The following is a 25,396-nucleotide window of genomic DNA, read 5'->3' on the forward strand; positions in this document are numbered from 1 at the left end:
CCCGTAACGATTACTTCTTAGCGCGCTCTTCGAGCATCGCTACGGCTGGCAGAACTTTACCTTCCACGAATTCGAGGAATGCGCCGCCGCCAGTAGAAATGTAGGAAATTTTGTCAGCAATGCCGAACAGGTCGATTGCCGCCAGAGTGTCGCCGCCGCCAGCGATGGAAAACGCTTCGCTATCAGCGATGGCATTCGCCACGATTTCAGTCCCTTTACGGAAGTTCGGGAACTCAAACACGCCAACCGGGCCGTTCCACAGAATGGTTTTGGCATTCTTGAGGATTTCAGCCAGCTGCTGAGCGGAAGCATCGCCGATATCCAGGATCTGCTCGTCTTCTTTCACGTCGTTAACGGATTTCAGAGTCGCCGGTGCGGTTTCGGAGAACTCGGTGGCAACGCGAACATCGGTCGGAACCGGGATATCGCAAGTGGTCAGCAGACGTTTTGCTTCGTCAACCAGGTCAGCTTCGTACAGGGATTTACCGACACTGTGGCCCTGAGCGGCAACGAAGGTGTTGGCGATACCGCCGCCGACAATCAGCTGGTCAGCGATTTTAGACAGGGAATCCAGAACGGTCAGTTTGGTAGATACTTTAGAACCACCAACGATAGCCACCATCGGACGAGCCGGTTCTTTCAGCGCTTTACCCAACGCATCCAGTTCAGCGGCCAGCAGCGGGCCTGCGCACGCAACATCAGCAAATTTGCCGATACCGTGGGTAGAAGCCTGCGCGCGGTGCGCAGTACCAAAGGCGTCCATCACGAATACGTCACACAGGGCGGCGTATTTTTTAGACAGCGCTTCGTCGTCTTTCTTTTCGCCTTTGTTAAAGCGAACGTTTTCCAGAACCACCAGCTCACCTTCGGCCACGTCAACGCCGTCCAGGTAATCTTTGACCAGGCGAACCGGGTTAGATAGTTTGTCTTTCAGATAGTTAACAACCGGCAGCAGAGAGAATTCTTCGTTGTACTCGCCTTCGGTAGGACGACCCAAGTGGGAAGTTACCATCACTTTCGCGCCCTGTTTCAGAGCCAGTTCGATGGTCGGCAGAGAGGCGCGGATACGCGCGTCGCTGGTCACTTTCCCTTCTTTAACAGGTACGTTCAGATCCGCACGGATAAAAACGCGTTTCCCGGCCAGATCCAGATCGGTCATCTTAATTACAGACATGGTGAATCCTCTCAATGATGCTTAAAGTTTTGTCGACGCTGACGCGTCGAGCCTGAAACCAACTGCGGCCATCGCTAACGTGGTGTCGAGCATCCGGTTAGCAAAGCCCCATTCATTATCGCACCAGACCAGCGTCTTGATCAGGTGGGCGCCACTGACCCGGGTTTGCGTGCCATCAACAATGGCGCTGTGCGGGTCGTGGTTAAAATCTATCGAGACCAACGGTGATTCCGTATAGTCAACTATACCATGAAATGCACCTTGTGCTGCTTTTTGCAGCAACTGGTTGACTTCACTGGCTTTTACTGGTTTTTTCACCGTTACGCTTAAATCGATCGCCGTCACATTAATGGTTGGAACGCGCACCGCAATCGCCTCAAAACGGTCGTTAAACTGCGGGAATATACGCGTAATGCCTGCCGCCAGTTTTGTATCTACCGGGATAATCGACTGGCTGGCCGCGCGCGTGCGCCGTAGATCGGAGTGATACGCGTCGATCACCTGCTGATCGTTCATCGCGGAGTGGATCGTCGTGACGGTACCAGACTCGATGCCGTAAGCATCATCCAACAATTTAATGACGGGAATTATGCAATTCGTGGTACAGGACGCGTTTGAGACAATACGATGTTCCGCACGCAGTTGGTTCTGGTTCACGCCAAAAACGACGGTGGCGTCAAGATCGTTGCTGCCCGGATGAGAAAAGAGCACTTTCTTCGCGCCAGCGGCAATATGCGCCTCGCCATGCTCCCGGTTGCCATATACGCCCGTACAATCCAACACGACATCCACGCCCAGTTCGCGCCACGGCAGATCCGCCAGCGTTCGTTCATGCAGAATACGAATCACATCGTCGCCGACAAAAAGCTGCTCGCGCTCGTGGCGAACCTCCCATGCAAAACGCCCGTGGCTGGTATCGTATTTCAACAAATGCGCCATGCCTGCGGCATCCGCCAGCTCGTTGATGGCCACCACGGTAATTTCCGCCCGACGTCCGGATTCATACAAAGCACGAACCACGTTACGCCCGATGCGACCAAAGCCATTAATCGCTATGCGTACGGTCATAGGTCTCCTGCAAGGCTATCCCGATTCAGATGAGGCTGACAGAGTAATGCAGCTCATCGTCGAGTAAAACCTCACCTGTCGCAAACTGCGACTGATTGGTTAATTGTCGAACATTTAATTAACTGAAACGCTTCAGCTAGAATAAGCGAAACGGGGAATAAAAGGAATGTTTGTCCAGTCGAAGAAGACAGTTATCTGACCTGCATCACATTTCATGGCCGCTTACGCTGCAATTTATTCCATATTTAAGAATCACCAGTTCATCCGTCAGATCTTTTCATCGTCGCGTCACAAATACTGATTTATATCAGAAAGCGCTGTCGCCAGCGTCTATATTATCAGCGCCACGTCCGAGTCTCGGAGTCCTGTAACGATGACTGTATCTCACCACAATGCCTCTACAGCGCGCTTTTACGCGCTTCGTCTGCTTCCCGGCCAGGAAGTGTTTTCCCAATTACACGCCTTTGTGCAACAGAACCAACTACATGCCGCCTGGATTGCAGGGTGTACCGGCAGTCTGGCCGATGTTGCGCTGCGTTATGCCGGGCAAGAGGCGACCACATCGCTCACCGGCACGTTTGAAGTTATCTCGCTAAACGGCACGCTTGAATTGACCGGCGAGCATCTGCATCTCGCGGTATCGGATCCCTACGGGGCCATGCTCGGCGGCCATATGATGCCAGAGTGTACCGTGCGTACCACGCTGGAACTGGTTATCGGCGAGCTGCCAGCGCTGACGTTCAGCCGTCAACCGTGCGCCATTTCCGGTTATGACGAACTGCATATTTCTTCCCGTTAATTGACGACTCTTTAAGAGGTACTTTATGGCGCGTCGCCCGTTTTCCAGCCAGTCTCTGGTGCTGATTGTCATCGCTATTGCCATCAATATGATTGGCGGACAGCTTATTAGCATGTTGAAGCTGCCTATTTTTCTCGACTCGATCGGCACCTTAATTAGCGCGGTACTGTTAGGACCGTTCATCGGCATGTTGACTGGGCTTCTGACCAACTTGCTGTGGGGGCTGCTTACCGATCCTATCGCTGCCGCGTTTGCCCCGGTAGCGATGGTTATCGGTCTGGTCGCCGGGTGGCTGGCGCGCGCAGGCTGGTTTCGTACCCTGCCCAAGGTGATCGTCAGCGGGGTCGTCATTACGTTGGCGGTGACGCTGGTCGCCGTACCGCTTCGTACCGCGCTTTTTGGCGGCGTTACCGGCAGCGGCGCTGATTTGTTCGTCGCCTGGATGCATTCAATGGGCCAAAACCTGGTGGAGTCAGTCGCGATTACCGTCATAGGCGCTAATCTGGTCGATAAAATTCTGACGGCGATCATCGTTTGGGTGCTGCTGCGTCAGCTACCGTTACGTACGACACGGCATTTTCCTGCGATGTCAGCCGTACGCTAAATGCATCCGTTTACCTCGTTAACCTTATGGGCGTTGGCGGCCTGCACCACGCTGCTACTCCCTGCGCAGACCGTGCTCCCGGTTTATAGCGCGGCGGCCTTCCTCTGTCTGCTGGCGCTGAAATCAACGCGGCGGCGGGCGAAGTATGTCGCCTGGCTGATGCTGTCTTTAGGGTTTGGGCTATGGCTGGTACATGGCGGTTGGCTAACGGAATGGATAAGCGGGCAGCCTCTCGATCCGCAGCGCTGGATATATGCCGTTACGCTATGGCTACGCCTGCTGGCGATCGTGTCGACGTCGCAGCTATGGATGCAGTATGTGCCGGTTCAGCGGTTTATTCGCGCCCTGTTCGCTTCACGTTTGCCGCCCGGCATCGCTTACCTGTTCGCTGGCCCGCTGCTGGTCGTCGAACAGCTCAAACGACAACTGACGATCGTTCATGAAGCCCAGCGCGCGCGTGGCGTACCGCTGGATGAAGGCTGGTATCAGCGGCTACGGGCAATGCCTGCGCTGATCATGCCGCTTACGCAAAATGCGCTTAACGATCTGACAATACGCGGCGCGGCGTTGGATATGCGGGGGTTTCGGCTTCATCGAGCCCGAACCACGCTGTGGGCGCCGAAAGATAGCATGTTACAACGGGTTGCGCGGTATGGCATGGTACTGCTAATAGTGGCGGAAGCGGGAGTATGGATATGGTTACGTTAGAGCAGTTTCGTTATCTTCCGTCCGATGCGACACGCCCGCCGGCATGTTTTGATTTCCACTATTCAACACCCGGAATAGTGGCGATAGTCGGCGATAACGGCAGCGGAAAAAGTACGCTGGCGCAACTGATGGCTGGCTGGTATCCGGATTATCTCCCCGGTGATATTGACGGCACAGGCTTACTGCTTGGCGTCCCTATCGGGCGGCTCCCGCTGGTAGAACAGTCGCCCACCATCCAGTTGGTGCAGCAATCGCCATATTTACAGCTTTCCGGCTGTACCTTTAGCGTAGAGGAAGAGGTGGCGTTTGGCCCGGAGAATCTCGGCCTCCATGAAGCGGAAATTCTACGGCGCATTGACGAGGCGCTGACTCTGACAAACTGCCAGTCGTTACGCCATCGCCATCCCGGCACGCTCTCCGGCGGCGAAACGCAGCGGGTAGTGATTGCCAGCGCGCTTGCCATGCAGCCCAGACTATTAGTTCTTGATGAAGCCTTCAGTCGACTGACCTCAGCGGCCACCGGGACACTGCTGGAACGGTTACAACAGTGGGCGCTGGAACGTCATTCTCTCATTGTGCTTTTTGAACGTAATCACTTTCCTTTTCTGACGCGATGCCAGCGGGTATGGCAATTGCGCGACGGAGCGCTAACCCCATTATGTTGACGTTAAATCAGGTCGCTTATCGCTGGCCGAATGCCGCAGCCGACTGTTTGCACGCTATCTCACTTGAACTTCGTGACGGCGAATGGCTGGCGTTGACCGGCGATAACGGCGCGGGAAAATCAACGCTGTTACGGATTATGGCCGGCCTGCTTTCCCCCACTTCCGGCTCGGTAACGCTTAATGGAGGGCCGATTGCGCAGCTTAAAAATCGTCAACGCGCCGCCGCTATCGGCGTACTCTTTCAGGAAGCGGAAAACCAGATTTTCCACAGCAATGTCGCGCAAGAGGTCGCTTTTGGGCTGAAACTACAACGCTTATCGGCAGAGGAAATTTCACGGCGCACGCAGGCCGCGCTGCGGTTATGCCAGCTAACGGACGTCGCCGAGGCGCACCCGCTTGATCTGCACGCCGCACAGCGCCGGATGGTGGCGGTCGCCAGTCTGGAGGCGATGGCGCCGCCTGTGTTATTGCTGGATGAACCCAGCCGGGATTTTGACTCCCACTGGCTAACCGTATTTGAACACTGGCTGGCGACATGCCGGGCACGGGGAACCAGCGTCGTGGCGATTAGCCATGACGCTGCGTTTACCCAGCGTCATTTTTCACGGGTGGTACGGCTGGAAAACGGCAGGTTGTCAAAGGGGGAATAAAAACGGGTCGCCGAAGCGACCCGTTTTATGCCGTATTAAGGATTACAGCAGCGCTTTCGCTTTGGCGATCACGTTGTCCACCGTGAAGCCAAACTCTTCAAACAGCAGCTCTGCCGGAGCAGACTCACCGAAGGTGGTCATCCCGACAATAGCGCCGTTCAGGCCGACGTATTTGAACCAGTAGTCAGCGATACCCGCTTCAATCGCCACACGCGCAGAGACCGCTTTCGGCAGCACGGATTCACGGTAGGCCGCATCCTGCTTGTCGAACGCGTCGGTGGACGGCATGGAAACCACGCGCGCCTTCACGCCTTCGGCAGTCAGTTTTTCGTAGGCGGCAACCGCCAGCTCAACCTCAGAACCGGTCGCAATGAAGATAATCTGCGGCTGGCCCGCACAATCTTTCAGTACGTAACCACCGCGGGCGATATTCGCCAGTTGCTCTTCAGTACGTTCCTGCTGCGCCAGGTTCTGACGGGAGAGGATCAGCGCGGTTGGGCCATCCTGACGCTCTACGCCATATTTCCACGCCACCGCGGATTCCACCTGGTCGCACGGACGCCATGTGGACATGTTCGGCGTTACGCGCAGGCTTGCCACCTGCTCGACCGGCTGGTGCGTCGGGCCATCTTCGCCCAGACCGATGGAGTCGTGGGTGTACACCATCACCTGACGTTGTTTCATCAACGCTGCCATACGCACTGCGTTACGGGCATATTCGACGAACATCAGGAAGGTGGAGGTGTACGGCAGGAAACCGCCGTGCAGGGCGATACCGTTGGCGATAGCGGTCATACCGAATTCGCGCACGCCGTAGTGAATGTAGTTACCTGCGGCATCTTCGTTGATAGCCTTAGAACCAGACCATAGGGTCAGGTTAGACGGTGCCAGGTCTGCAGAGCCGCCAAGGAATTCCGGCAACAGCGGACCGAAGGCTTCGATGGCATTCTGGGACGCTTTACGGCTGGCGATTTTGGATGGATTCGCCTGCAGTTTAGCGATGAACTCATTCGCTTTCGCATCGAAGTCAGCCGGCATGTCGCCTTTCATACGACGAGTGAATTCAGCAGCTTCCTGCGGGAAGGCTTTCTCATAAGCCGCGAATTTCTCATTCCATGCAGACTCTTTCGCCTGGCCAGCTTCTTTCGCATCCCACTGGGCGTAGATTTCAGACGGGATTTCGAACGGCGCGTATTTCCAGCCCAACTGTTCGCGGGTCAGCGCGATTTCCGCGTCGCCCAGCGGCGCGCCGTGGGAATCGTGGGTACCCTGTTTGTTCGGCGAACCAAAACCGATGATGGTTTTGCACATCAGCAGGGACGGTTTGTCAGTCACAGCGCGAGCTTCTTCCGTGGCGCGTTTAATGGCGTCGGCATCGTGACCGTCAATGCCACGGATAACGTGCCAGCCGTAGGCTTCAAAACGTTTCGCGGTGTCATCGGTGAACCAGCCTTCAACGTGACCGTCGATAGAGATACCGTTGTCATCATAGAACGCGATCAGTTTGCCCAGTTTCAGAGTACCAGCCAGAGAGCACACTTCGTGAGAAATGCCTTCCATCATGCAGCCGTCGCCCATAAAGACGTAGGTGAAGTGGTCAACGATGTCGTGGCCAGGACGGTTAAACTGCGCCGCCAGAGTCTTCTCGGCAATCGCCATCCCGACGGCGTTGGCAATACCCTGACCCAGCGGGCCAGTAGTGGTTTCAACACCAGCGGTGTAGCCCACTTCCGGGTGACCAGGGGTTTTTGAATGTAGCTGACGGAAATTCTGCAGTTCGGACATCGGCAGGTCATAGCCGGTGAGGTGCAGCAGGCTGTAAATCAGCATCGAACCATGGCCATTGGACAGCACAAAGCGGTCGCGGTCGGCCCAGGACGGGTTGGTCGGGTTGTGGTTCAGGAAATCACGCCACAGGACTTCGGCAATGTCAGCCATACCCATCGGGGCACCCGGGTGACCGGATTTGGCTTTCTGTACTGCGTCCATGCTCAGCGCACGAATAGCATTGGCAAGCTCTTTACGTGAGGACATTTTGACTCCAGATCGGATGTTGAAAGGCCATGCCCGTAACGACTTGACGACAGCGCGTTTTGGGCTACGCCGGAAAATTTGCCAACAATTTACCCCAAGCCGCGCGTCATGTACATGGAACATCCTTTTACCGCTTCAGAAATCTCCGGATCGTGCTCGCATGTTGCGCAATTAGCTAACTTGCCTGCCACGCTTTTCTTTATACTTAACCCAGGCGCTAATTCATCTGCAACGGGCGCATTTCAAAATAATATTAATTCGTATGGAAGAGAAAAATGAAAATTCGCGCTTTACTGCTTGCTTTGGGCATGGCGACGGTGCTGACCGGCTGCCAGAATATGGACTCTAATGGACTGCTTTCTTCGGGCGCTGAAGCTTTTCAGGCCTATACGTTAAGCGATGCGCAGGTAAAAGCGTTGAGCGATCAATCCTGTCAAGAGCTCGACAGCAAAGCGAAAATCGCGCCGGCGAGCAGCGAATACGCTAAACGACTGACAAAAATTGCCGCCGCACTGGGGGATAACATTAACGGCCAGCCGGTGAACTATAAGGTTTACGAGACGAAAGACGTCAACGCGTTTGCCATGGCGAACGGTTGTATTCGCGTCTACAGCGGACTGATGGATATGATGACCGACAACGAAGTTGAAGCCGTGATCGGTCATGAAATGGGCCATGTCGCGCTGGGTCATGTAAAGAAAGGGATGCAGGTCGCGCTGGGCACTAACGCCGTGCGCGTTGCGGCGGCATCGGCAGGAGGCGTTGTCGGCAGCCTGTCGCAATCACAGCTTGGCGATCTTGGCGAAAAACTGGTGAACTCGCAGTTCTCCCAGCGTCAGGAGTCCGAAGCGGATGATTATTCTTACGATCTGTTGCGCAAACGCGGTATCAGTCCGGCAGGACTCGCCACCAGCTTTGAGAAACTGGCAAAACTGGAAGCGGGTCGTCAAAGCTCGATGTTCGACGATCACCCGGCGTCCGCCGCACGCGCACAGCATGTGCGCGATCGTATGAGCGCGGACGGAATCAAATAACCCCCGAACAGCGCCATCCGGCAAAACAATTTACTCGCCCTTCTTCGCCGCCTGGATATAGAGCATTTCTAATGCCAGCGTCGCGGCCGCCAGAGCGGTGATCTCCGACTGATCGTAAGCCGGCGCGACTTCCACTACATCCATACCGACAATGTTCAGATCTTTCAGACCGCGTACCAGTTTAATGGCGCGATCGGAGGTCAAACCGCCGATCACCGGCGTACCGGTGCCAGGCGCAAACGCCGGGTCCAGACAGTCGATATCAAAGGTCAGATAGACCGGCATATCGCCGACGATCTGTTTCACCTGAGCGAGGATATCATCCACGCCGCGATCGTTGACCTGGCAGGCATCCAGCACGGTAAAGCCATTGTCTTTGTCAAACTCAGTACGAATACCGATCTGTACCGAATGATGCGGATCGATCAGGCCTTCTTTCGGCGCGGTGTAGAACATCGTGCCGTGATCGAATTCGCAGCCGTTAGCGTAGGTATCGGTATGCGCATCAAAATGTACCAGCGCCATTTTGCCAAAATGTTTCGCGTGGGCGCGCAGCAGCGGCAGCGTGACGAAGTGGTCGCCGCCGAAAGAGAGCATACGCTTGCCTGCAGACAGCAGTTTTTCAGCGTGCGCCTGTAATTTTTCGCTCATTTCACGGGCATCGCCAAACGCATACACCAAATCGCCGCAGTCCACGACGTTCAGGCGCTCGCGCATGTCAAAATTCCACGGGAAACGGTGATGTTCCCAGGCGAGGTTGGTCGACACCTGACGGATCGCCGCCGGGCCATGACGGCCGCCAGCGCGACCGGACGTTGCCATATCAAACGGTACGCCAGTGATCACCCAGTCGGCATCGCTGTCATACGGCTGGAAGTTCATTGGCAGACGTAAAAAACCAAACGCATTAGAAACCAGTGAGTTATCGTACTGATGACCTAAGGTGCTCATGGCAAAAACCTCTTCTTAGTCAATATAAAAAAACCCTCCCGCGTCGTTAGGCCCGACGAGGAAGGGTTTGAATTTGTTTACGGCTCAAAGTTTACTCTGACAGACCGCATTATTGAAGTCAGTTTAGCCAGGTACAGTAGACAACGCCCGAAAAAAATATATATCCAGCGCAAATCAGTAGGCTCATACGTCATCGCGGTCAGTTAAGAGGCCTTAGGGAGTTGCCGCTGTAAAAACTCAAGCACTACTGCGTAAAACAGCGGTGTTTTCCCCGGCGTCTGGAAAATGGCGTGACCGCTACCGGGAATGAGGGTCATCTCCGCCTGAGGCAGCAGCCGGTACAGCTCGGTAACTTCTTCAACGGTGAAAAATTCATCCCGGTCGCCGGCCAGTAATAGCACAGGAATGTGGATTTTTTTCACCTCTTCTTCCGTCAGCGATGTGGGCGTTGTCCACATTGGCCAGACACCTTTGAGGAACGTGCGCCAGTAGTCTTTTTGCTCTGGATGATGCATGCCCTGATAAAATTTAACCATCCCGGGCGCATCCGAAGCCATTTTATCCAGATCGCGATCCGTCAATTGCCCCTGAGGCATTCCTTTACCATAAAAAATTTCCATCCCCTGCATGTAATGGGCCGTAGCAAAGCGATGCGTTGCGCCGCCGACGATAGCAGCGTGCGCTAGATCCGGGTATCGGCTGGTTAATTTCAGAACGACCATGCCGCCATCGCTATACCCCATCACCAGCGGTTTTTCCAGCTTCAGCGCTTTAACAAAAGCCGCCATATCTTCCGCCATCAGATCATAGCTAAACGTTCCTTGCGGGTTATTGGTTAATCCATGTCCACGACTGTCCGGCATGATGACGCGAAAATATCGAGATGCCTCTTTCGCTAATCCCTGCCAACTTTTCGCCGTCAGACCACCACCGTGAATCAACAGCAGCGGAGGCCCCTCGCCCTCTTCAACGTAATGAATTTTGATACCATTCGCTTCCACAAATTTATCTTTGTCCATCGTTGTTGCTGAAGCATTTATTAAAAATATAATATTGATAATAAAAATAAATGCGAATTTAAAAATATGATTCATAACACCTCGCCAATCACTTTCCGTGTAAAAGACCATATTATTCAGATTGAACAAAAATAACATCAAAATCGATTTGTATCATTTTCACTTATTTACCGGGGAGACCCCGCATCCTCTTTTTACAGAACGTAAAAAGCCTTTCCGCGATTAGCCCCAACGCGAAAAGGCTCTGAAGTCAGAAAAGTGCCACCTTATTCATTCTGGCTGTAATTCAGGATGACTTGAAGGTCTCTTCCTGAATTGCATTTGGCGCTTTCTTTATTCCTTCGTCTGACAGGGCAAGCTTGACTAGCTAAATGCCGTGGCCGGAATTTTCACAATCGCTTTTTTAACCGGCGCAGGTTTACCACGCGTACAAAGCGGACGGTGGATCTGGTTGGGATAAAAAAGCGCGAAATCGCCAGGATTTAATGTAACGAACTGCTCATTAGCGACACATTCAGGAAAGATGATGTCATCAGGAAGATGCTCAAGCTCCTTTATCCTGGTATCAATTTTATTGGAATAGCCAATCTCCTCATAACCGCTTAGTAAAATCTGAACATCGATATATTTTTTATGAAATTCAGCTTTGCAGTTTAACGAAGAGTGTGTTTCTCCTTCGCTTATCATAAGAAATGACTCCGGGAAAGAAAGTTCATATCTACCAGCAGGCTGATCTTCAGCTATCTTCACCGCTTCGATGATAAGTTTTTTAATAATGTGGTTAACGTAAGGTAATAAAGTAAGCTGCTCTATATTTCCATATAGCATACTATAGTTATCCTAAATAATGGTCGTGATTATAATTATCAGCCAATCAGGTACTGGTAAATACCTTCAGCCACAGGAATACCTTCTTTTAAACATTTTTCTTTATAGGCGATTTGCGGATCGTTTGGCGCCAGCACTTTATCAACACCGGGCATCGGTTTTACAGCCCTTAGCTCATTGACCATTGTGCTCATTATTGAGGAAAACAGCGGATTGCCCAACATCTGCGGATCAATAACGATAACCAGACTCGCTAACTTGCGCATCTTGTCATAGTCGCCATACATCCGAACAATATGGTTGCTAAAGTTTGCCCCCATCAGAACGCCCGTGAGCGCATCAATCGCCAGGGCAATACCAGAACCTTTGTGTCCGCCAAAGGGCAGCAGATTTTCAATTTTATGCGGATCGGTAGTGATATGTCCCTCTTTATCCAGCGCCAGGCCATGACCTATTGGTTTCCCGGTTTCTTTGGCGTGCAGAATTTTACCAAACGCAATGGCGCTGGTCGCCATATCGACGATCATCGGATGGCTGTCTTTAACGGGGAAGCCGAAGGCGATTGGGTTAGTCCCCAGAAAGCGCTCCGCGCCGCCATACGGCGCAACGCAGGTATCCGTTTGCGTCATGGCGATAGCCACCATTCCCTGGCTTGTCGCCTGCTCAATGAACCACGAGAGCGCGCCGCAGTGGGACGTATTTTTGACGCTGACGAAGCCCAGTCCCGTCTCTCTTGCCAGACTAATAGCGTGGTCTGTCGCCTTTATCAGCGCGCAGTGTCCCATTCCATCATCAGAGTCCAGAATAGCGACAGAAGGCGAAATCTGTTCAATGCTGAATGTTGCTTTTGGATTGAGCCCGCCTGCGTTCAGGCGGGTACAATAGTGCTCTACGCGAATAACGCCGTGGGAGTGAACGCCGGTAATATCGGCATGAACCAAAACGTCGGCTACCTGCTGCGCCGTTTGCGCGTCAAGACCCGCCTGGGTGAGTTTATTAAACGCCAGCGCTTTCAATTCATTTTCTTTGACTAATATTGTTGACATAACTATCCCGCTATTAAAATTTGATAACGCCTTTAACCAATTTTTTGTTTTCTACCACGTTCTTCTGGTACTGGTTGCCGAACGTATAGAAATCGAATTCCTGGTTTTTCATCATTGTTTCGCTAATAGCGCCCTGAGCCATTAGCTCAATGACACATTCGAAGTCTTCCCGCGTCGCGTTACGGCTGCTCAATAGCGTGGTCTCTTTTTTATGGAAGGTCGGATCGTCAATGACGAGCTCGCCGATATACAGCCCGATGAAGACGATTTTTCCGCCGTGACGAATCAGATCGACAGCGCGGCTCATGGAGGATTTATTGCCGGTGGCATCAAGCACAGTGCCGGCTAATTCACCGGAGAAACAGGCTTTCAGCGCATCAATATAGTCGTCTGACGACGGATCGAGCGTTGCAACGCCTACCTTTTCGGCGACCAGACGACGGCGTTCGGCGTCAATATCAGCTACCGCGACGCGAGCGCCTTTGGCTTTTGCTATCGCGGCGGCGGCCAGCCCAATCGGCCCGGCGCCGACCACCAAAATGTTTTGCTGCGGCTTCACGTCAGCGCGGCGTACTGCATGGGCGCTGATGGCGAAACACTCAACCAGCGCGCCCGCGCTGTCGGTGAGGTTATCCGACAGTTCAACCAGATTTTGTTCACGAACGGCCAGATATTCGCTAAAGCCGCCGTCCTGGTGAACACCATACAGCGAGACGTTCTCACAGCAGTTGGTTTTTCCTTCCCGGCAGGCTGCGCAAGCGCCGCAAGGAATACAGGGAATAACGCTATAGCGTTGGCCGACCTTCGCCGTGCTGCACGATTTACCTAACATTTCAGCCACGCCGCAAATTTCATGACCCAGCACGCGCGGATAGGCAAAAAAGGGCTGGCGACCGGCAAACGCATGGATATCGGTGCCGCAAATACCAACCGCTTTAATTTTTAACAGTACTTCATCGTCTTTTAAATGAGGAATATCCCTTTCAATGTATTCGATATTTCCCGGATTATTACAGATAAGCGTTTTCATACTTAACCCTTTGAAGATAAACGGTGAATGGTGGCCGTGACGCCATGTAATTCAATATGGTTAAAGGCCTGCTGAATGTTGTTTAAAAAGTCTGCGTTGTCGCTGGCCAGCGTTCCAAAGATGCTATTTATCTGCAGCAAAGACAGCGCTTGTTCCCATCGCGTGTTTTTATTTTTAATAGCCGCATTGAAGGTATCATTGAGCGGGTCGGCCACGCTCTGCCCCTGAGAGAGCGTATTAATGACGTAATGGAGCCAGCCCGCAATCAGCGTCGCCAACGCCCTGCCCTTAACGCCGCGCGCCTGGAGCGTCAGATAAGGATCGACGGCCCGCTGAGGCAGCTTCTGAGAACCGTCCATCGCAATCTGTCCGGTCTTATGTTTAATGTTCGGGTTGCTGAATCGCTCAATGAGCAACTGCGCATATTGATGTACATCTACCGCCAAATTCGGGCGCAGCGATTTTGCCTGCTCTTCCGTCATTAAATGATGTACGGCGGTTTTAAAAGCGTCGTCTTCCATGCACTGATAGATAAACTCATATCCGGCCAGGCTGCCGTTATAGGCGAGAAACGAATGGCTGCCATTCAGCATACGAAGTTTCATTTCTTCATAGGGAAGCACGTCCGAGACGAACATCGCCCCTGCTTTATCCCAGTCAGGACGACCGGCAACGAAATTATCTTCGATAACCCACTGACGGAAATCCTCGCATACGATGCCGCAGGGATCGGCAAAACCGATCTGGTCTTTAATCATGTCAAATTGCTCTGGCGTCATTGCCGGCACGATGCGATCGACCATGGTGCCAGGAAAGGTGACATGCTTCGCTATCCAGGCCGCCAGTTGCGGATCGAGATTATCGGCAAACGTAACGATCGCCGTTTTGGTCAAATGACCGTTTTCCGGAATGTTATCGCACGACAGTACACTAAACGGGGGAAGCCCTTGCTGGCGGCGTATCCGTAGCGCTTCGACGATCAGTCCGAGTGCTGACCGGGGATGTTCAGGATCGGCAAGATCGTGTTTGATGAGCGGATGGCTGAGATCGAGCGTTCTGGACCGCGGATCGGTGCAGTAACCTTTTTCCGTTATCGTCAACGAAACAATTTTCACCTGCGGCTCAGTCAGCTTCTCGATCGCCGCCTGAATACCTGACTTCGGCGTATGCAACGCGCCGGTGATGGTACGAACCAGGCGACTATTGATGGCGCTGGCTGACGTTTCCACCACTGAAAACAGCCCCTGTTGCGCATTTAGCGCATCCACCAGCTCCGCATCGCCGAACAGATTTAGTTCAAAAATCCCCCAGCGGTTGCCGGTTATCTCATTCGTGAGATCGTTATAAACAGCCTGGTGACCACGGTGAAAGGCGCCAAATCCAATATGTACGATGTTGGCTTCCATCCCCTGACGTGGATAAGTTGTTTTGAATTGGTGCCTTGCGGCGTCTAACTGACGAGCTATGGTGTCCATAAATTTTTCCCACTCCTTTTTTGTTTACCAATTCTGCTTAAACAGCATACCAAAATCCATAAATATGATCACACTCATGGCACCATATTCTTCCCCCCGGTATGCTGACTAATAACCAATTAATAAAAACAACTTATTTATCAATTACTTATAAAATGCGCTTATCAGGATAAATTTTACGATTCACAAAAGCGTGATTTTGATTAGAAAAATCGGCCACGAATTGGCATACCACCCATACAACCCGCAATCATTAAACCCCATTAAAAACAATATCTTATTGAATAACACCCCGCTGCAAGCGTATATGCCACACATGATTGGTTCAATAATTACCCGAAATACAGCAAACCAAACCTGATAATTTGTCTAGTGAATTAATGAACTCAATTTATTATCAGCATCAACATTAACCTAAGAACATCAGTTACGGTTTTGATCATCCGGGTCGCTGCTAAAGCGATGATGAGTGAGCCGCCTTTAGACGTAATTGGCAAATTAATCAATTGATTTAAAACAGGAAAAAATTGATGAAGACGCGGATTAGGCACGTTGAAACAAAGCTTTCAAAGCCCCTCTGGCCGAGGTCTTAGTTGACGTGAAACATGGCATAATAGCCATTTCGAACTGGTAACCACGACGATTACGCTGGAAGACGGTTCAACTGGCACCGGATATACCTATACCGGCGGAAAGGGAGGGTATGCAATTAAAGCGATGATCGACCACGATCTTGCCCCGGTACTGTCAGGGAAAGAGGCGCTGCGATTGACGATATCTATGACTTTATGGAATAGCATATTCACTATGTGGGTTGCGGAGGCATCGCGTCGTTTGCGATGGATATCCCTCTTTGGGATTTGAAAGGCAAACGTGAAAAACTGCCGCTGTGGAAAATGGCTGGCTGAAGGCGGCGCGTCTGTCGACGAATGGCGGTCTTTCGGTATGCTCGCTCGGTATGCAGGAATTACACGTCAGACTGGTTTCCGCATTCGAGACTGGCTGACTGGAAGTTCACAGCTTCCCGATCGATCAATATACCAAACATCCGCTGGTGGGCGACAATTATCGCGCCGTGGCACCGGACACCTACGGCATTGGCGTAGAGTTTGACTGGGATAAGCTGAGCGTTTACGAAGCCTGATTCCCTCTCTCCGGGCTTGTTTTTGGCGGCAGGCCCGGTTAATCGCTGACAAAAATGTCATCCGCCTGAAAATAGCCGTCAGGTGGCGAAGAAAAAATCATCAAAATCTTCCAGCGAATCATCCTGTTGGAAGATTTTTACCAGCTCATTTTTACTGTTTTCAAGATGGGTCCACGAAGCCTGTCTGGCCTGCTCAGCATCGCGTTTTTGCAATGCAAGGAAGATACTACGGTGATCTTCCACCCATTTCATTCTTAACTCTTTCTTATGTAAATACTTATAGTTTAACTGCTTCCAGCGCGGATTTTCGGTCCTGACAGCCCGCCACAGCTCGGCAGATTGTTTCATTAATACACGATTTTGCGTGGATTCCGCGATGATATTGTGGAACTGGCGATCCAGTTCTTCAAATGTGTCGCTGTCGCCGCCAATCTGCTTTTCCTGCTGCTCAATAATACGTTTAAGCTGCTTAAGTTCATTAAATCTGATTTGCGTAGCGGCAAAACCGGTGATGTTACTTTCGATGACCTGCCGGGCCTGTAGCAATTCAAAGGGGCCAATGTCTGAGTAAGGCAAGAGCGCTTTTTGATTGATTTTTTCCAGACTATCAATAAAGTAAGTGCCTGCGCCTTGCTTAACCTCTACCACTCCCTTCAGCTCAAGCATAATAATCGCCTCACGAATCGTCGTGCGGCTGGTTTGAAAACGCTCGCTGAGTTCTCTCTCCGCCGGAAGTCGCTCGCCAGCTTTAAATACCCCTGAATAGAGTAGTTCTTCTATTTGCAGCCCTATATCAAAATAGCGCCGCTTGGTTAAAATTTGTTCCATGCACATACCTATGTAGACAGCAATTGCTCCACTTGAGGGTAGTGTAAACAAATCCTAATGTTTATGGTAAACAATTTCCCTGCCAGAGAGTGGTCGTTTCTTTCCCGCAACCTACGGCTATGCGCGTCACACAGTCCTTCCTCACCAGACTCGGCAGGAAAGGTGCTGATTCCCATAACGCATATTTGACGTTTGATGCCGGGTTTATTTGCGGCAGGGCGGCGGCGCATACCCGTTGTTGTCCGCCGGGAAAGCCTGCGAGGAACAAGGCGGTAGCGTATTTGTTGCTTTACCCTGCAATGCAAAGGCGGCAAAGCCGATGACGCCGATGTTGCGTACATCGCCCTGCGCGGAGTGGGCCGCATAAGCGTCAGCTATGTCGGCGAACTGGAATGCCGCCTCAGTGTGTTTATCTTTGCGAAACCCTTTAATCGCCAGTGAATCGCCGGCGTTAACAATATAGCCATGATGATTCAGCGAGCCTGCTTTTCCGTTCAACACGTCCAGGCCATCAACCGTTGCGACGATTTCGTAATTGGTATCATGACTGTAATTACGGATATATAACTGATAGTTCATCCCTGATCTTGCAGGAATACTATATTGCCATTGTCCCATTGATGCGTTGTAGCGACGAGTAATTGGAATCGAATTAAAATTAGCGTCGCGCACAGCATATTCAAGATCGCTGATACGTATACTATAAACTTTATCGTAACCTGACGGATATTGAGTGGAGTAATTTATTACCACCATTTCGGCAGGTTCTCGATCGGCACGTTCTACCGAAACGCTTTGTACCGATGAATGCACGTCGCCGCCCCAGGCGGTGCCGACGTCGGATGAAGAGCCATTATTAGATTGCATTCCGCTGGAACAGCCGCCTAACAGCAAAAACAAGCCAACAATGACGGCATTAAATTTAAATTTGCTCATACTCACACCCCTTTTTAATTATTAGGGGGATTGTAGGCCCATAAGATTACATAGAGAAGCGACGCGCTGATAATTAAGAATTTATAAAATATAAAAGGGTCGATTTAAATAATTAAATCGACCCACAAGTGGAATACTCTTAATTACTCATCTTCAAGATAAGTATAACCGTACAGTCCCGCTTCAAATTCCTCAAGGAACTGCTGCTGCAACGCATCGTCCAGATCCGTCTGTTTTACCTGGTCGCGGAAATGCGTTAACAACGTTTTTGGATCCAGTTGCACATATTGCAGCGTATCCGCAACGGTATCGCCTTCGTCCGACAGTTCAACCTCGACGCTACCATCCGGGAAGACAAACACGTCAACCGCTTCAGTATCGCCAAACAGGTTGTGCATGTTACCGAGGATCTCCTGATAGGCGCCGACCATAAAGAAGCCGAGCATCGGCGGATTCTCTGGATCGTATTCCGGCATCGGCATCGTCGTGGCGATACCGTCGCCATCGATATAGTGGTCAATAGCGCCATCGGAATCACAGGTTATATCCAGCAGCACGGCACGACGTTCCGGTACCTGATCTAACCCTTCCAGCGGCAGCACCGGGAAGAGCTGATCGATTCCCCACGCGTCCGGCATTGACTGGAACAGCGAGAAGTTGACGTACATTTTGTCCGCCATCCGCTCTTGCAGTTCGTCGATAATCGGACGATGCGCACGGTTTTGCGGGTCCAGTTGCTTCTGCACTTCATGGCACATGCTGAGATAAAGTTGCTCCGCCCAGGCGCGCTCCTGCAAACTAAACGCGCCGGAAGAGTAGCCGATATGAATATCGTGCAGATCCATTTGGCTATCATGCAGCCATTCACGCAGCGAGCGGCGAGTGCCAGGCTTATGCATCTCCTGCCAGGTTTCCCACAGATTTTGCAGCGCGCGCGGCGCATCTTCAGCAGGGGCAGTCGGATCCGTGTATTCGTTACGCTCCACGCCGATAATGTTAGAGACCAGTACCGTATGGTGCGCAGTGACGGCGCGGCCAGACTCGGTAATCACCGTCGGATGCGGTAAACCATGCTCTTCGCAGGCATCGCCAATCGCCCAGATGATGTTATTGGCATATTCGTTCAGGCCATAGTTCACCGAACAGTCGGACTGCGAGCGGGTACCTTCATAATCCACGCCCAGACCGCCGCCCACGTCGAAGCACTGGATATTCACGCCCAGCTTATGCAGCTCAACATAGAAACGCGCGGACTCGCGCACGCCGGTCGCGATATCGCGAATGTTCGCCATCTGCGATCCCAGGTGGAAGTGCAACAGTTGCAGACTGTCCAGACGCCCGGCGTCACGCAGGGTCTCCACCAGTTGCAGCACCTGCGTCGCCGCCAGGCCGAATTTTGATTTTTCGCCGCCGGAGGATTGCCACTTACCGGACCCCTGAGAGGCCAGACGCGCACGCACGCCCAGACGAGGAACCACGTTCAGGCGCTCAGCTTCTTCCAGCACAATCGCGATTTCAGACATCTTTTCGATGACCAGATAAACCTTATGGCCCATCTTCTCGCCAATCAACGCCAGCCGAATGTATTCACGGTCTTTATAACCATTACAGACGATCACGCTACGGGTCATGCCGGCATGCGCCAGCACCGCCATCAATTCCGCTTTTGACCCCGCTTCCAGCCCCAACGGTTCACCGGAATGGATAAGGGACTCGATCACGCGGCGATGCTGATTGACCTTAATCGGATAAACGAGGAAGTAGTCGCCGTTATAACCGTAAGATTCACGCGCACGCTTAAACGCCGCGTTAATTGAACGCAAACGGTGTTGCAGGATCTGCGGGAAGCAGAACAGCGCCGGCAGACGCTGACCTTGCGCTTCGCGCGCTTTCACCAGTTTGGCAAGATCGACACGCGCTTCCGGTACGTCGGGATCGGGGCATACGCTAATATGGCCCAGCTCGTTGACGTCGTAGTAGTTATTGCCCCACCAGGCAATATTGTAAGTGCGCAGCATCTTGCTGGCTTCCTGGGAGCTCATTGCAACCTCCTGCATGGAGCGTAGTACACCCTGTTCGCCTGCTGACGAAGGCGAACCCATAGACATGTCGTCAGACATAGCGAACCTCAATTTTTATTAGCAAGTGTAAAACAGTTGACTACTATCGCAATCCGAAGACGCGATAGCAACCCATAGACAAGCGGATTTTCCAGCAGATAGCGCTGATGCTCCGCCTGCGCGACCGGTTTCTTTTTCATATCATTGTAAACACGTAACCGAACTCACAGATAACGGTTCGGCGAAACCACGAGAAAACTCTTGCGTTAACAAGAGCGCCCTTGTTCAGTCTTCAGCGCCATTGCCGGCTCTGGAATCCTGAGAAGCGCCGAGATGGGTATAACATCGGCAGGTATGCAAAGCAGAGATGCAGATTGCGGGGGACATGCGCGCACCAGAACGATGCGACAGATTCAGCAGAATACAACGGTTCATTATCTCGTATCACCTCCACGGCCGCCTCGTAAGACGAACCCACAAGCCAAAGCAACGTTTTAACCCGGCTGGAAGTGGCGACACGAAGAAAACGTCGTGTGCTTTTGTATGAGCCGCGCGTCGCGTTTTATACCCAGAACGCAGAAAAAAAGCAAAGCATAAATGCGCATAATGTCAGCATTATCAGAAACGTTTATCGCCTGATTTTGACCGACATTGCGACGGCCTTCAAAAAAAGCTGGAAATTGGGCGAAGAAGTGACCTAAAATAGCCGTCCAGATGTTAATCCATCCATACTGATTAACACTCAGACTGCCAGTGTCAGCGACCTTCAGACTCATGGTAGAATCTTCTGTCATGACTATTCCGCACAACAGTTTGAGCTAACTAAATTCTCCTTAGGTGAAATTAAATATGGCAAAACACCTTTTTACGTCTGAGTCCGTATCAGAAGGGCATCCTGACAAAATCGCAGACCAAATCTCTGATGCCGTGTTGGACGCTATCCTGCAACAGGATCCGAAAGCACGCGTCGCCTGTGAAACCTACGTTAAAACCGGCATGGTTTTAGTTGGCGGTGAGATCACCACCAGCGCCTGGGTCGATATCGAAGAGATTACCCGTAATACGGTGCGCGAAATTGGCTATGTGCATTCCGACATGGGCTTTGACGCCAACTCTTGCGCGGTACTGAGCGCAATTGGCAAACAGTCTCCGGATATCAACCAGGGCGTTGACCGCGCAGACCCGCTGGAACAAGGCGCGGGCGACCAGGGCCTGATGTTTGGCTACGCGACAAATGAAACCGACGTACTGATGCCTGCGCCAATCACCTACGCGCACCGTCTGGTACAGCGTCAGGCTGAAGTGCGTAAAAATGGCACCCTGCCATGGTTGCGTCCGGATGCAAAAAGCCAGGTCACTTTCCAGTATGACGACGGCAAAATCGTCGGTATCGACGCCGTGGTTCTCTCTACGCAGCACGCAGAAGATATCGACCAAAAATCGCTGCAAGAAGCGGTGATGGAAGAGATCATCAAACCCATTCTGCCGTCTGAATGGTTAAATACGTCCACTAAGTTTTTTATCAACCCAACCGGTCGTTTTGTTATCGGCGGCCCGATGGGCGATTGTGGTCTGACCGGTCGTAAGATCATTGTTGATACCTACGGCGGTATGGCGCGTCACGGCGGCGGCGCCTTCTCCGGTAAAGATCCGTCTAAAGTTGACCGTTCTGCAGCTTACGCTGCGCGTTATGTCGCGAAAAACATCGTGGCGGCAGGTCTGGCGGATCGCTGTGAAATCCAGGTCTCCTACGCTATCGGCGTAGCGGAGCCGACGTCCATCATGGTGGAAACGTTCGGTACTGAAAAAGTGCCTGCTGAACAGTTGATTCTGCTGGTGCGCGAATTCTTCGACCTGCGCCCGTACGGCTTGATTCAGATGCTGGATCTGCTGCACCCGATCTACAAAGAAACTGCGGCTTACGGCCACTTCGGTCGCGAAAACTTCCCATGGGAAAAAACCGACAAAGCGCAACTGCTGCGCGATGCTGCCGGTCTGAAATAATCGCCCGCGCCTGACGCTGTTTTTCAGTCAGGTAAACCATACCGTACTTATCAAGGCCAGCGCCCTGCTGGCCTTTATCATTGCTGATACACGCAACGTTATCAGATATTCCAGCGTGAATTTATACTGACCTTTTTGTGATGCGCAGCACAATCCACCCTCCCCTTTCGTTTCTTCGACTACACTTTTTATCATTCAGTTTCAGTCATCATGAAAGCGGTTACATTCATTTTCATTAAGAACTGACCGCCTCACTATCGGTATGCTAATTCTGCGATGAAAATATTACATAATTTTTCAACTTTGTCTGAATACCAGGCGATTGATATGGTTATAAGATTATTAAAACTATTATTTTTCAGATAATTAAATAATCACCGAGATAAATAGCAGTGTAAACGATTACACCATTGTGATTAGCCTCACATCTTTTTACGGCGTACTCACCTACTCTTAACATCGATAAAATTGCTAACCCAACCGGAGGGCATAATGCCTGACAATAAAAAACAAGGGCGTTCCAACAAGGCCATGACATTTTTTGTCTGCTTTCTTGCAGCCCTGGCAGGATTACTTTTTGGCCTGGATATCGGCGTTATCGCCGGTGCTTTACCCTTCATTACCGACGAGTTTCAGATTACCGCACACACTCAGGAATGGGTGGTCAGCTCCATGATGTTTGGCGCGGCCGTCGGCGCTGTCGGCAGCGGCTGGCTCTCCTTTAAGCTGGGCCGTAAAAAAAGCCTGATGATCGGCGCTATCCTGTTCGTCGCCGGTTCGCTGTTCTCCGCTGCGGCGCCTAACGTTGAAGTCCTGATTATTTCTCGCGTGCTGCTGGGTCTGGCCGTCGGCGTCGCTTCCTACACTGCACCGTTGTACCTGTCCGAGATCGCGCCGGAAAAAATTCGCGGCAGTATGATCTCAATGTACCAACTCATGATCACCATCGGGATTCTGGGCGCTTATCTGTCAGATACCGCGTTCAGCTACAGCGGCGCATGGCGCTGGATGCTCGGCGTGATCATCATCCCGGCCATTCTGCTGTTGATCGGCGTCTTCTTCTTGCCGGACAGCCCGCGCTGGTTTGCGGCGAAACGCCGTTTCCATGATGCTGAACGCGTCCTGTTGCGCCTGCGTGACACCAGTGCGGAAGCAAAACGTGAGCTCGATGAAATTCGCGAAAGTTTGCAGGTTAAACAGAGCGGTTGGGCGCTGTTCAAAGAGAACAGCAACTTCCGCCGCGCCGTGTTTCTTGGCATTTTGTTGCAGGTCATGCAGCAATTTACCGGGATGAACGTCATCATGTATTACGCGCCGAAAATCTTCGAACTGGCGGGATACACGAATACCACGGAGCAGATGTGGGGCACCGTTATTGTTGGTCTGACTAACGTGCTGGCAACCTTCATCGCTATCGGCCTGGTTGACCGCTGGGGCCGCAAGCCGACCCTGACGCTGGGCTTCCTGGTCATGGCGATTGGTATGGGGATTCTGGGTACGATGATGCACATCGGCATCCATTCGCCGTCTGCGCAATACTTCGCTATCGCTATGCTGCTGATGTTCATCATTGGATTTGCGATGAGCGCTGGTCCGCTGATTTGGGTACTGTGCTCCGAAATCCAGCCGCTGAAAGGCCGCGATTTCGGCATCACCTGCTCCACCGCGACCAACTGGATCGCCAATATGATCGTCGGCGCAACGTTCCTGACCATGCTGAACAATCTGGGTAACGCCAACACCTTCTGGGTCTACGCTGGCCTGAACGTGCTGTTTATCCTGCTGACCCTGTGGCTGGTGCCGGAAACCAAACACGTTTCGCTGGAACACATTGAACGTAACCTGATGAAAGGTCGTAAACTGCGCGAAATCGGCGCCCACGACTAATCCCTCCACGCTTCCTCCTGCCACAGGAGGAAGCGTTTTTCTTGCAGTCCCTCTTCCGTCGCACTATTCTCTGCCGCTATGAAAACCCCTCGTCTCCCTATCGCTATCCAGCAGGCCGTGATGCGCCGTCTGCGGGAAAATCTCGCCCAGGCGAACCTCAAGCTCGATAGACATTATCCGGAGCCGAAACTGGTGTATACGCAACGCGGCACCTCGGCGGGCACAGCCTGGCTGGAGAGCTACGAAATCCGCCTCAACCCGGTGTTACTGCTGGAAAACATCGACACCTTTATAGCAGAGGTCGTGCCGCATGAACTGGCGCATCTGTTGGTGTGGAAGCACTTCGGACGCAAGGCTCCGCATGGCAAGGAATGGAAGTGGATGATGGAAAGCGTGCTGGGCGTTCCGGCCAGACGTACTCATCAATTTGCGCTGCAATCCGTACGGCGCAACACCTTTCCCTACCATTGCCAATGCCAGCAACATCAACTCACCGTCCGCCGTCATAATCGGGTAGTACGCGGCGAAGCGGTTTATCGTTGCGTTCACTGCGGCGAACCACTGGTCGCCGGGTAGTTTCCCGAAACGTCCGGGAGCTTTCCTGAGCGGACTGATTGCATACAGACACAACTTTCGTTACGTTGCGGGCTCGTTTTGCTATGGAGTGTGCAATGTACCGTAATTTTTCTTTTGCCGCTGCGTTGCTGGCCGCAGCGTTTTCAGGCCTGGCCCTGGCCGATGGCATTAACAATTTTTCTCAGGCCAAAGCGGCGAGCGTCAAAGTCAATGCTGACGCGCCCGGCAGCTTTTACTGCGGGTGCCAAATCCGCTGGCAGGGTAAAAAAGGCGTCGTAGACCTGGAGTCCTGCGGCTATAAGGTGCGTAAAAACGAGAATCGCGCCAGACGCATTGAGTGGGAGCACGTTGTCCCCGCCTGGCAATTCGGTCATCAGCGCCAGTGCTGGCAGGACGGCGGGCGAAAAAACTGCGCTAAAGACCCGGTCTACCGCAAAATGGAAAGCGATATGCATAACCTGCAACCCGCGATTGGCGAAGTGAATGGCGATCGCGGCAACTTTATGTATAGCCAGTGGAACGGCGGCGAAGGTCAGTACGGGCAGTGCGCCATGAAAGTAGATTTCAAAGCGAAGCTCGCCGAGCCGCCCGCCCGCGCCCGTGGCGCAATCGCCCGCACTTATTTTTATATGCGCGACCAATACCAACTGAAACTTTCCCGCCAACAAACGCAGCTTTTTAACGTCTGGGATAAGCAGTACCCCGTTACCGCCTGGGAGTGCGAGCGCGATGCGCGTATCGCGAAGGTCCAGGGTAATCATAATCCCTATGTGCAACGCGCTTGCCAGGCGCGAAAGAGCTAACCTACACTAGCGGGATTCTTGTTAACCCATGCCCTGGATAGCCAAACGCCGGGGCCATGACGCGGATTTTTTT

The 25,396-nt window shown here is 52.3% G+C and carries 27 protein-coding genes; 12 read left to right on the forward strand and 15 right to left on the reverse strand.

What is annotated here, in order from left to right:
• Positions 1–10 precede the first annotated feature (10 nt).
• Positions 11–1,174 carry a phosphoglycerate kinase gene (pgk, locus tag ACFK9X_RS19815; RefSeq protein WP_000111274.1) on the reverse strand — a complete coding sequence of 388 codons (1,164 nt, stop codon included), beginning with the start codon at positions 1,172–1,174 and terminating at the stop codon, positions 11–13.
• A gap of 21 nt (positions 1,175–1,195) precedes the next feature.
• Positions 1,196–2,242, reverse strand: coding sequence for an erythrose-4-phosphate dehydrogenase (gene epd / locus ACFK9X_RS19820; RefSeq protein ID WP_000218338.1), 1,047 nt, complete (start codon positions 2,240–2,242; stop codon positions 1,196–1,198).
• A gap of 373 nt (positions 2,243–2,615) precedes the next feature.
• Between epd and ACFK9X_RS19825 the strand changes: the two genes are divergently transcribed.
• From ACFK9X_RS19825 to ACFK9X_RS19845, 5 genes are read left to right on the forward strand one after another with little or no spacing between them, the layout of a single operon-like run.
• Positions 2,616–3,041, forward strand: coding sequence for a PPC domain-containing DNA-binding protein (locus ACFK9X_RS19825; RefSeq protein ID WP_151117471.1), 426 nt, complete (start codon positions 2,616–2,618; stop codon positions 3,039–3,041).
• A 25-nt stretch (positions 3,042–3,066) separates the two neighbouring features.
• Complete coding sequence (locus tag ACFK9X_RS19830) at positions 3,067–3,645, forward strand: ECF transporter S component (RefSeq protein WP_000124001.1); 579 nt, start codon at positions 3,067–3,069, stop codon at positions 3,643–3,645.
• The gene (locus ACFK9X_RS19835) at positions 3,646–4,353 is read left to right on the forward strand and encodes an energy-coupling factor transporter transmembrane component T (protein ID WP_151117474.1); all 708 of its coding nucleotides are present in this window, start codon (positions 3,646–3,648) and stop codon (positions 4,351–4,353) included.
• Entirely contained in the window at positions 4,341–5,018 is a 678-nt protein-coding gene (locus ACFK9X_RS19840; RefSeq protein WP_001517914.1) for an ABC transporter ATP-binding protein, read from the forward strand. Before ACFK9X_RS19835 ends, ACFK9X_RS19840 begins: the two co-directional genes overlap by 13 nt.
• Entirely contained in the window at positions 5,012–5,668 is a 657-nt protein-coding gene (locus ACFK9X_RS19845) for an ABC transporter ATP-binding protein (protein WP_023244889.1), read from the forward strand. Before ACFK9X_RS19840 ends, ACFK9X_RS19845 begins: the two co-directional genes overlap by 7 nt.
• 42 nt (positions 5,669–5,710) lie before the next feature.
• Here ACFK9X_RS19845 and tkt read toward each other — a convergent pair whose 3' ends face one another.
• Positions 5,711–7,702 (reverse strand): transketolase, encoded by a 1,992-nt coding sequence (tkt, locus tag ACFK9X_RS19850; RefSeq protein ID WP_000098651.1) that lies wholly within the window; start codon positions 7,700–7,702, stop codon positions 5,711–5,713.
• Between the two features lie 275 nt (positions 7,703–7,977).
• On the opposite strand from tkt, the gene ACFK9X_RS19855 reads away from it, so the two are divergent.
• Entirely contained in the window at positions 7,978–8,736 is a 759-nt protein-coding gene (locus tag ACFK9X_RS19855; protein WP_000701825.1) for a M48 family metallopeptidase, read from the forward strand.
• A gap of 30 nt (positions 8,737–8,766) precedes the next feature.
• Here the strand turns inward: ACFK9X_RS19855 and speB are convergent, their stop codons facing one another.
• From speB to ACFK9X_RS19885, 6 genes are all read right to left on the reverse strand, one after another.
• The gene (gene speB / locus ACFK9X_RS19860) at positions 8,767–9,687 is read right to left on the reverse strand and encodes an agmatinase (RefSeq protein WP_000105550.1); all 921 of its coding nucleotides are present in this window, start codon (positions 9,685–9,687) and stop codon (positions 8,767–8,769) included.
• Between the two features lie 203 nt (positions 9,688–9,890).
• On the reverse strand, positions 9,891–10,847 hold the full coding sequence (locus ACFK9X_RS19865; RefSeq protein WP_151117480.1) for an alpha/beta fold hydrolase: 957 nt from the start codon (positions 10,845–10,847) through the stop codon (positions 9,891–9,893).
• 222 nt (positions 10,848–11,069) lie between these two features.
• A complete protein-coding gene (locus ACFK9X_RS19870; RefSeq protein WP_151117483.1) occupies positions 11,070–11,534 on the reverse strand; it encodes a YhcH/YjgK/YiaL family protein in 465 nt (154 codons plus the stop codon).
• A 38-nt stretch (positions 11,535–11,572) separates the two neighbouring features.
• Complete coding sequence (locus tag ACFK9X_RS19875) at positions 11,573–12,580, reverse strand: Ldh family oxidoreductase (RefSeq protein ID WP_000104231.1); 1,008 nt, start codon at positions 12,578–12,580, stop codon at positions 11,573–11,575.
• A gap of 13 nt (positions 12,581–12,593) precedes the next feature.
• Complete coding sequence (locus tag ACFK9X_RS19880; RefSeq protein WP_000853911.1) at positions 12,594–13,610, reverse strand: zinc-binding alcohol dehydrogenase family protein; 1,017 nt, start codon at positions 13,608–13,610, stop codon at positions 12,594–12,596.
• 2 nt (positions 13,611–13,612) lie between these two features.
• Entirely contained in the window at positions 13,613–15,085 is a 1,473-nt protein-coding gene (locus tag ACFK9X_RS19885) for a mannitol dehydrogenase family protein (RefSeq protein WP_023244891.1), read from the reverse strand.
• 648 nt (positions 15,086–15,733) lie between these two features.
• On the opposite strand from ACFK9X_RS19885, the gene ACFK9X_RS19890 reads away from it, so the two are divergent.
• Positions 15,734–15,949 (forward strand): hypothetical protein, encoded by a 216-nt coding sequence (locus ACFK9X_RS19890; RefSeq protein ID WP_269944953.1) that lies wholly within the window; start codon positions 15,734–15,736, stop codon positions 15,947–15,949.
• A complete protein-coding gene (locus ACFK9X_RS19895) occupies positions 15,925–15,993 on the forward strand; it encodes a hypothetical protein (protein WP_272919750.1) in 69 nt (22 codons plus the stop codon). The genes ACFK9X_RS19890 and ACFK9X_RS19895 overlap by 25 nt, the downstream gene beginning before the upstream one ends.
• Before the next feature lie 314 nt (positions 15,994–16,307).
• Here ACFK9X_RS19895 and ACFK9X_RS19900 read toward each other — a convergent pair whose 3' ends face one another.
• From ACFK9X_RS19900 to ACFK9X_RS19925, 6 genes are all read right to left on the reverse strand, one after another.
• Positions 16,308–17,108, reverse strand: a complete 801-nt coding sequence (locus ACFK9X_RS19900; RefSeq protein WP_151117484.1) for a FadR/GntR family transcriptional regulator — start codon at positions 17,106–17,108, stop codon at positions 16,308–16,310.
• Between the two features lie 153 nt (positions 17,109–17,261).
• The gene (locus ACFK9X_RS19905; protein WP_000032795.1) at positions 17,262–17,993 is read right to left on the reverse strand and encodes a hypothetical protein; all 732 of its coding nucleotides are present in this window, start codon (positions 17,991–17,993) and stop codon (positions 17,262–17,264) included.
• Positions 17,994–18,136: 143 nt separating this feature from the next.
• Entirely contained in the window at positions 18,137–20,113 is a 1,977-nt protein-coding gene (speA, locus tag ACFK9X_RS19910) for a biosynthetic arginine decarboxylase (RefSeq protein ID WP_151117486.1), read from the reverse strand.
• Between the two features lie 8 nt (positions 20,114–20,121).
• Positions 20,122–20,253 (reverse strand): acid stress response protein YqgB, encoded by a 132-nt coding sequence (gene yqgB / locus ACFK9X_RS19915; RefSeq protein WP_000729109.1) that lies wholly within the window; start codon positions 20,251–20,253, stop codon positions 20,122–20,124.
• Positions 20,254–20,338: 85 nt separating this feature from the next.
• Positions 20,339–20,488 carry a hypothetical protein gene (locus ACFK9X_RS19920; protein WP_001751809.1) on the reverse strand — a complete coding sequence of 50 codons (150 nt, stop codon included), beginning with the start codon at positions 20,486–20,488 and terminating at the stop codon, positions 20,339–20,341.
• 59 nt (positions 20,489–20,547) lie between these two features.
• Complete coding sequence (locus ACFK9X_RS19925) at positions 20,548–20,847, reverse strand: hypothetical protein (RefSeq protein ID WP_001576358.1); 300 nt, start codon at positions 20,845–20,847, stop codon at positions 20,548–20,550.
• A 55-nt stretch (positions 20,848–20,902) separates the two neighbouring features.
• Here ACFK9X_RS19925 and metK point away from each other — a divergent pair, with 55 nt between their 5' ends.
• The 4 genes from metK (at position 20,903) to endA (ending at position 25,323) form a co-directional block, all read left to right on the forward strand.
• Positions 20,903–22,057 carry a methionine adenosyltransferase gene (gene metK, locus ACFK9X_RS19930; protein WP_001062140.1) on the forward strand — a complete coding sequence of 385 codons (1,155 nt, stop codon included), beginning with the start codon at positions 20,903–20,905 and terminating at the stop codon, positions 22,055–22,057.
• 492 nt (positions 22,058–22,549) lie between these two features.
• Positions 22,550–23,944, forward strand: a complete 1,395-nt coding sequence (gene galP / locus ACFK9X_RS19935) for a galactose/proton symporter (protein ID WP_001113171.1) — start codon at positions 22,550–22,552, stop codon at positions 23,942–23,944.
• Positions 23,945–24,022: 78 nt separating this feature from the next.
• Positions 24,023–24,520, forward strand: a complete 498-nt coding sequence (locus tag ACFK9X_RS19940) for a SprT family zinc-dependent metalloprotease (RefSeq protein WP_000856775.1) — start codon at positions 24,023–24,025, stop codon at positions 24,518–24,520.
• Positions 24,521–24,615: 95 nt separating this feature from the next.
• On the forward strand, positions 24,616–25,323 hold the full coding sequence (gene endA / locus ACFK9X_RS19945; RefSeq protein ID WP_151117489.1) for a deoxyribonuclease I: 708 nt from the start codon (positions 24,616–24,618) through the stop codon (positions 25,321–25,323).
• Positions 25,324–25,396 lie beyond the last annotated feature (73 nt).

It is taken from the genome of Salmonella sp. WC3, assembly GCF_042932255.1.
GTDB classification, from domain to species: domain Bacteria; phylum Pseudomonadota; class Gammaproteobacteria; order Enterobacterales; family Enterobacteriaceae; genus Salmonella; species Salmonella enterica.

Excerpts from the sequence above, each read along its gene's own strand:
- ACFK9X_RS19855 (WP_000701825.1), top strand. The coding sequence starts at position 7,978 with ATGAAAATTCGCGCTTTACTGCTTGCTTTGGGCATGGCGACGGTGCTG.
- ACFK9X_RS19920 (WP_001751809.1), bottom strand. The coding sequence starts at position 20,488 with ATGAACCGTTGTATTCTGCTGAATCTGTCGCATCGTTCTGGTGCGCGC.
- ACFK9X_RS19825 (WP_151117471.1), top strand. The coding sequence starts at position 2,616 with ATGACTGTATCTCACCACAATGCCTCTACAGCGCGCTTTTACGCGCTT.
- pgk (WP_000111274.1), bottom strand. The coding sequence starts at position 1,174 with ATGTCTGTAATTAAGATGACCGATCTGGATCTGGCCGGGAAACGCGTT.
- ACFK9X_RS19905 (WP_000032795.1), bottom strand. The coding sequence starts at position 17,993 with ATGAGCAAATTTAAATTTAATGCCGTCATTGTTGGCTTGTTTTTGCTG.
- tkt (WP_000098651.1), bottom strand. The coding sequence starts at position 7,702 with ATGTCCTCACGTAAAGAGCTTGCCAATGCTATTCGTGCGCTGAGCATG.
- ACFK9X_RS19830 (WP_000124001.1), top strand. The coding sequence starts at position 3,067 with ATGGCGCGTCGCCCGTTTTCCAGCCAGTCTCTGGTGCTGATTGTCATC.
- epd (WP_000218338.1), bottom strand. The coding sequence starts at position 2,242 with ATGACCGTACGCATAGCGATTAATGGCTTTGGTCGCATCGGGCGTAAC.
- ACFK9X_RS19840 (WP_001517914.1), top strand. The coding sequence starts at position 4,341 with ATGGTTACGTTAGAGCAGTTTCGTTATCTTCCGTCCGATGCGACACGC.
- ACFK9X_RS19880 (WP_000853911.1), bottom strand. The coding sequence starts at position 13,610 with ATGAAAACGCTTATCTGTAATAATCCGGGAAATATCGAATACATTGAA.
- galP (WP_001113171.1), top strand. The coding sequence starts at position 22,550 with ATGCCTGACAATAAAAAACAAGGGCGTTCCAACAAGGCCATGACATTT.
- metK (WP_001062140.1), top strand. The coding sequence starts at position 20,903 with ATGGCAAAACACCTTTTTACGTCTGAGTCCGTATCAGAAGGGCATCCT.
- speB (WP_000105550.1), bottom strand. The coding sequence starts at position 9,687 with ATGAGCACCTTAGGTCATCAGTACGATAACTCACTGGTTTCTAATGCG.
- ACFK9X_RS19940 (WP_000856775.1), top strand. The coding sequence starts at position 24,023 with ATGAAAACCCCTCGTCTCCCTATCGCTATCCAGCAGGCCGTGATGCGC.
- ACFK9X_RS19870 (WP_151117483.1), bottom strand. The coding sequence starts at position 11,534 with ATGCTATATGGAAATATAGAGCAGCTTACTTTATTACCTTACGTTAAC.
- ACFK9X_RS19885 (WP_023244891.1), bottom strand. The coding sequence starts at position 15,085 with ATGGACACCATAGCTCGTCAGTTAGACGCCGCAAGGCACCAATTCAAA.
- ACFK9X_RS19835 (WP_151117474.1), top strand. The coding sequence starts at position 3,646 with ATGCATCCGTTTACCTCGTTAACCTTATGGGCGTTGGCGGCCTGCACC.
- endA (WP_151117489.1), top strand. The coding sequence starts at position 24,616 with ATGTACCGTAATTTTTCTTTTGCCGCTGCGTTGCTGGCCGCAGCGTTT.
- ACFK9X_RS19925 (WP_001576358.1), bottom strand. The coding sequence starts at position 20,847 with ATGACAGAAGATTCTACCATGAGTCTGAAGGTCGCTGACACTGGCAGT.
- ACFK9X_RS19875 (WP_000104231.1), bottom strand. The coding sequence starts at position 12,580 with ATGTCAACAATATTAGTCAAAGAAAATGAATTGAAAGCGCTGGCGTTT.
- speA (WP_151117486.1), bottom strand. The coding sequence starts at position 20,113 with ATGTCTGACGACATGTCTATGGGTTCGCCTTCGTCAGCAGGCGAACAG.
- ACFK9X_RS19845 (WP_023244889.1), top strand. The coding sequence starts at position 5,012 with ATGTTGACGTTAAATCAGGTCGCTTATCGCTGGCCGAATGCCGCAGCC.
- yqgB (WP_000729109.1), bottom strand. The coding sequence starts at position 20,253 with ATGAAAAAGAAACCGGTCGCGCAGGCGGAGCATCAGCGCTATCTGCTG.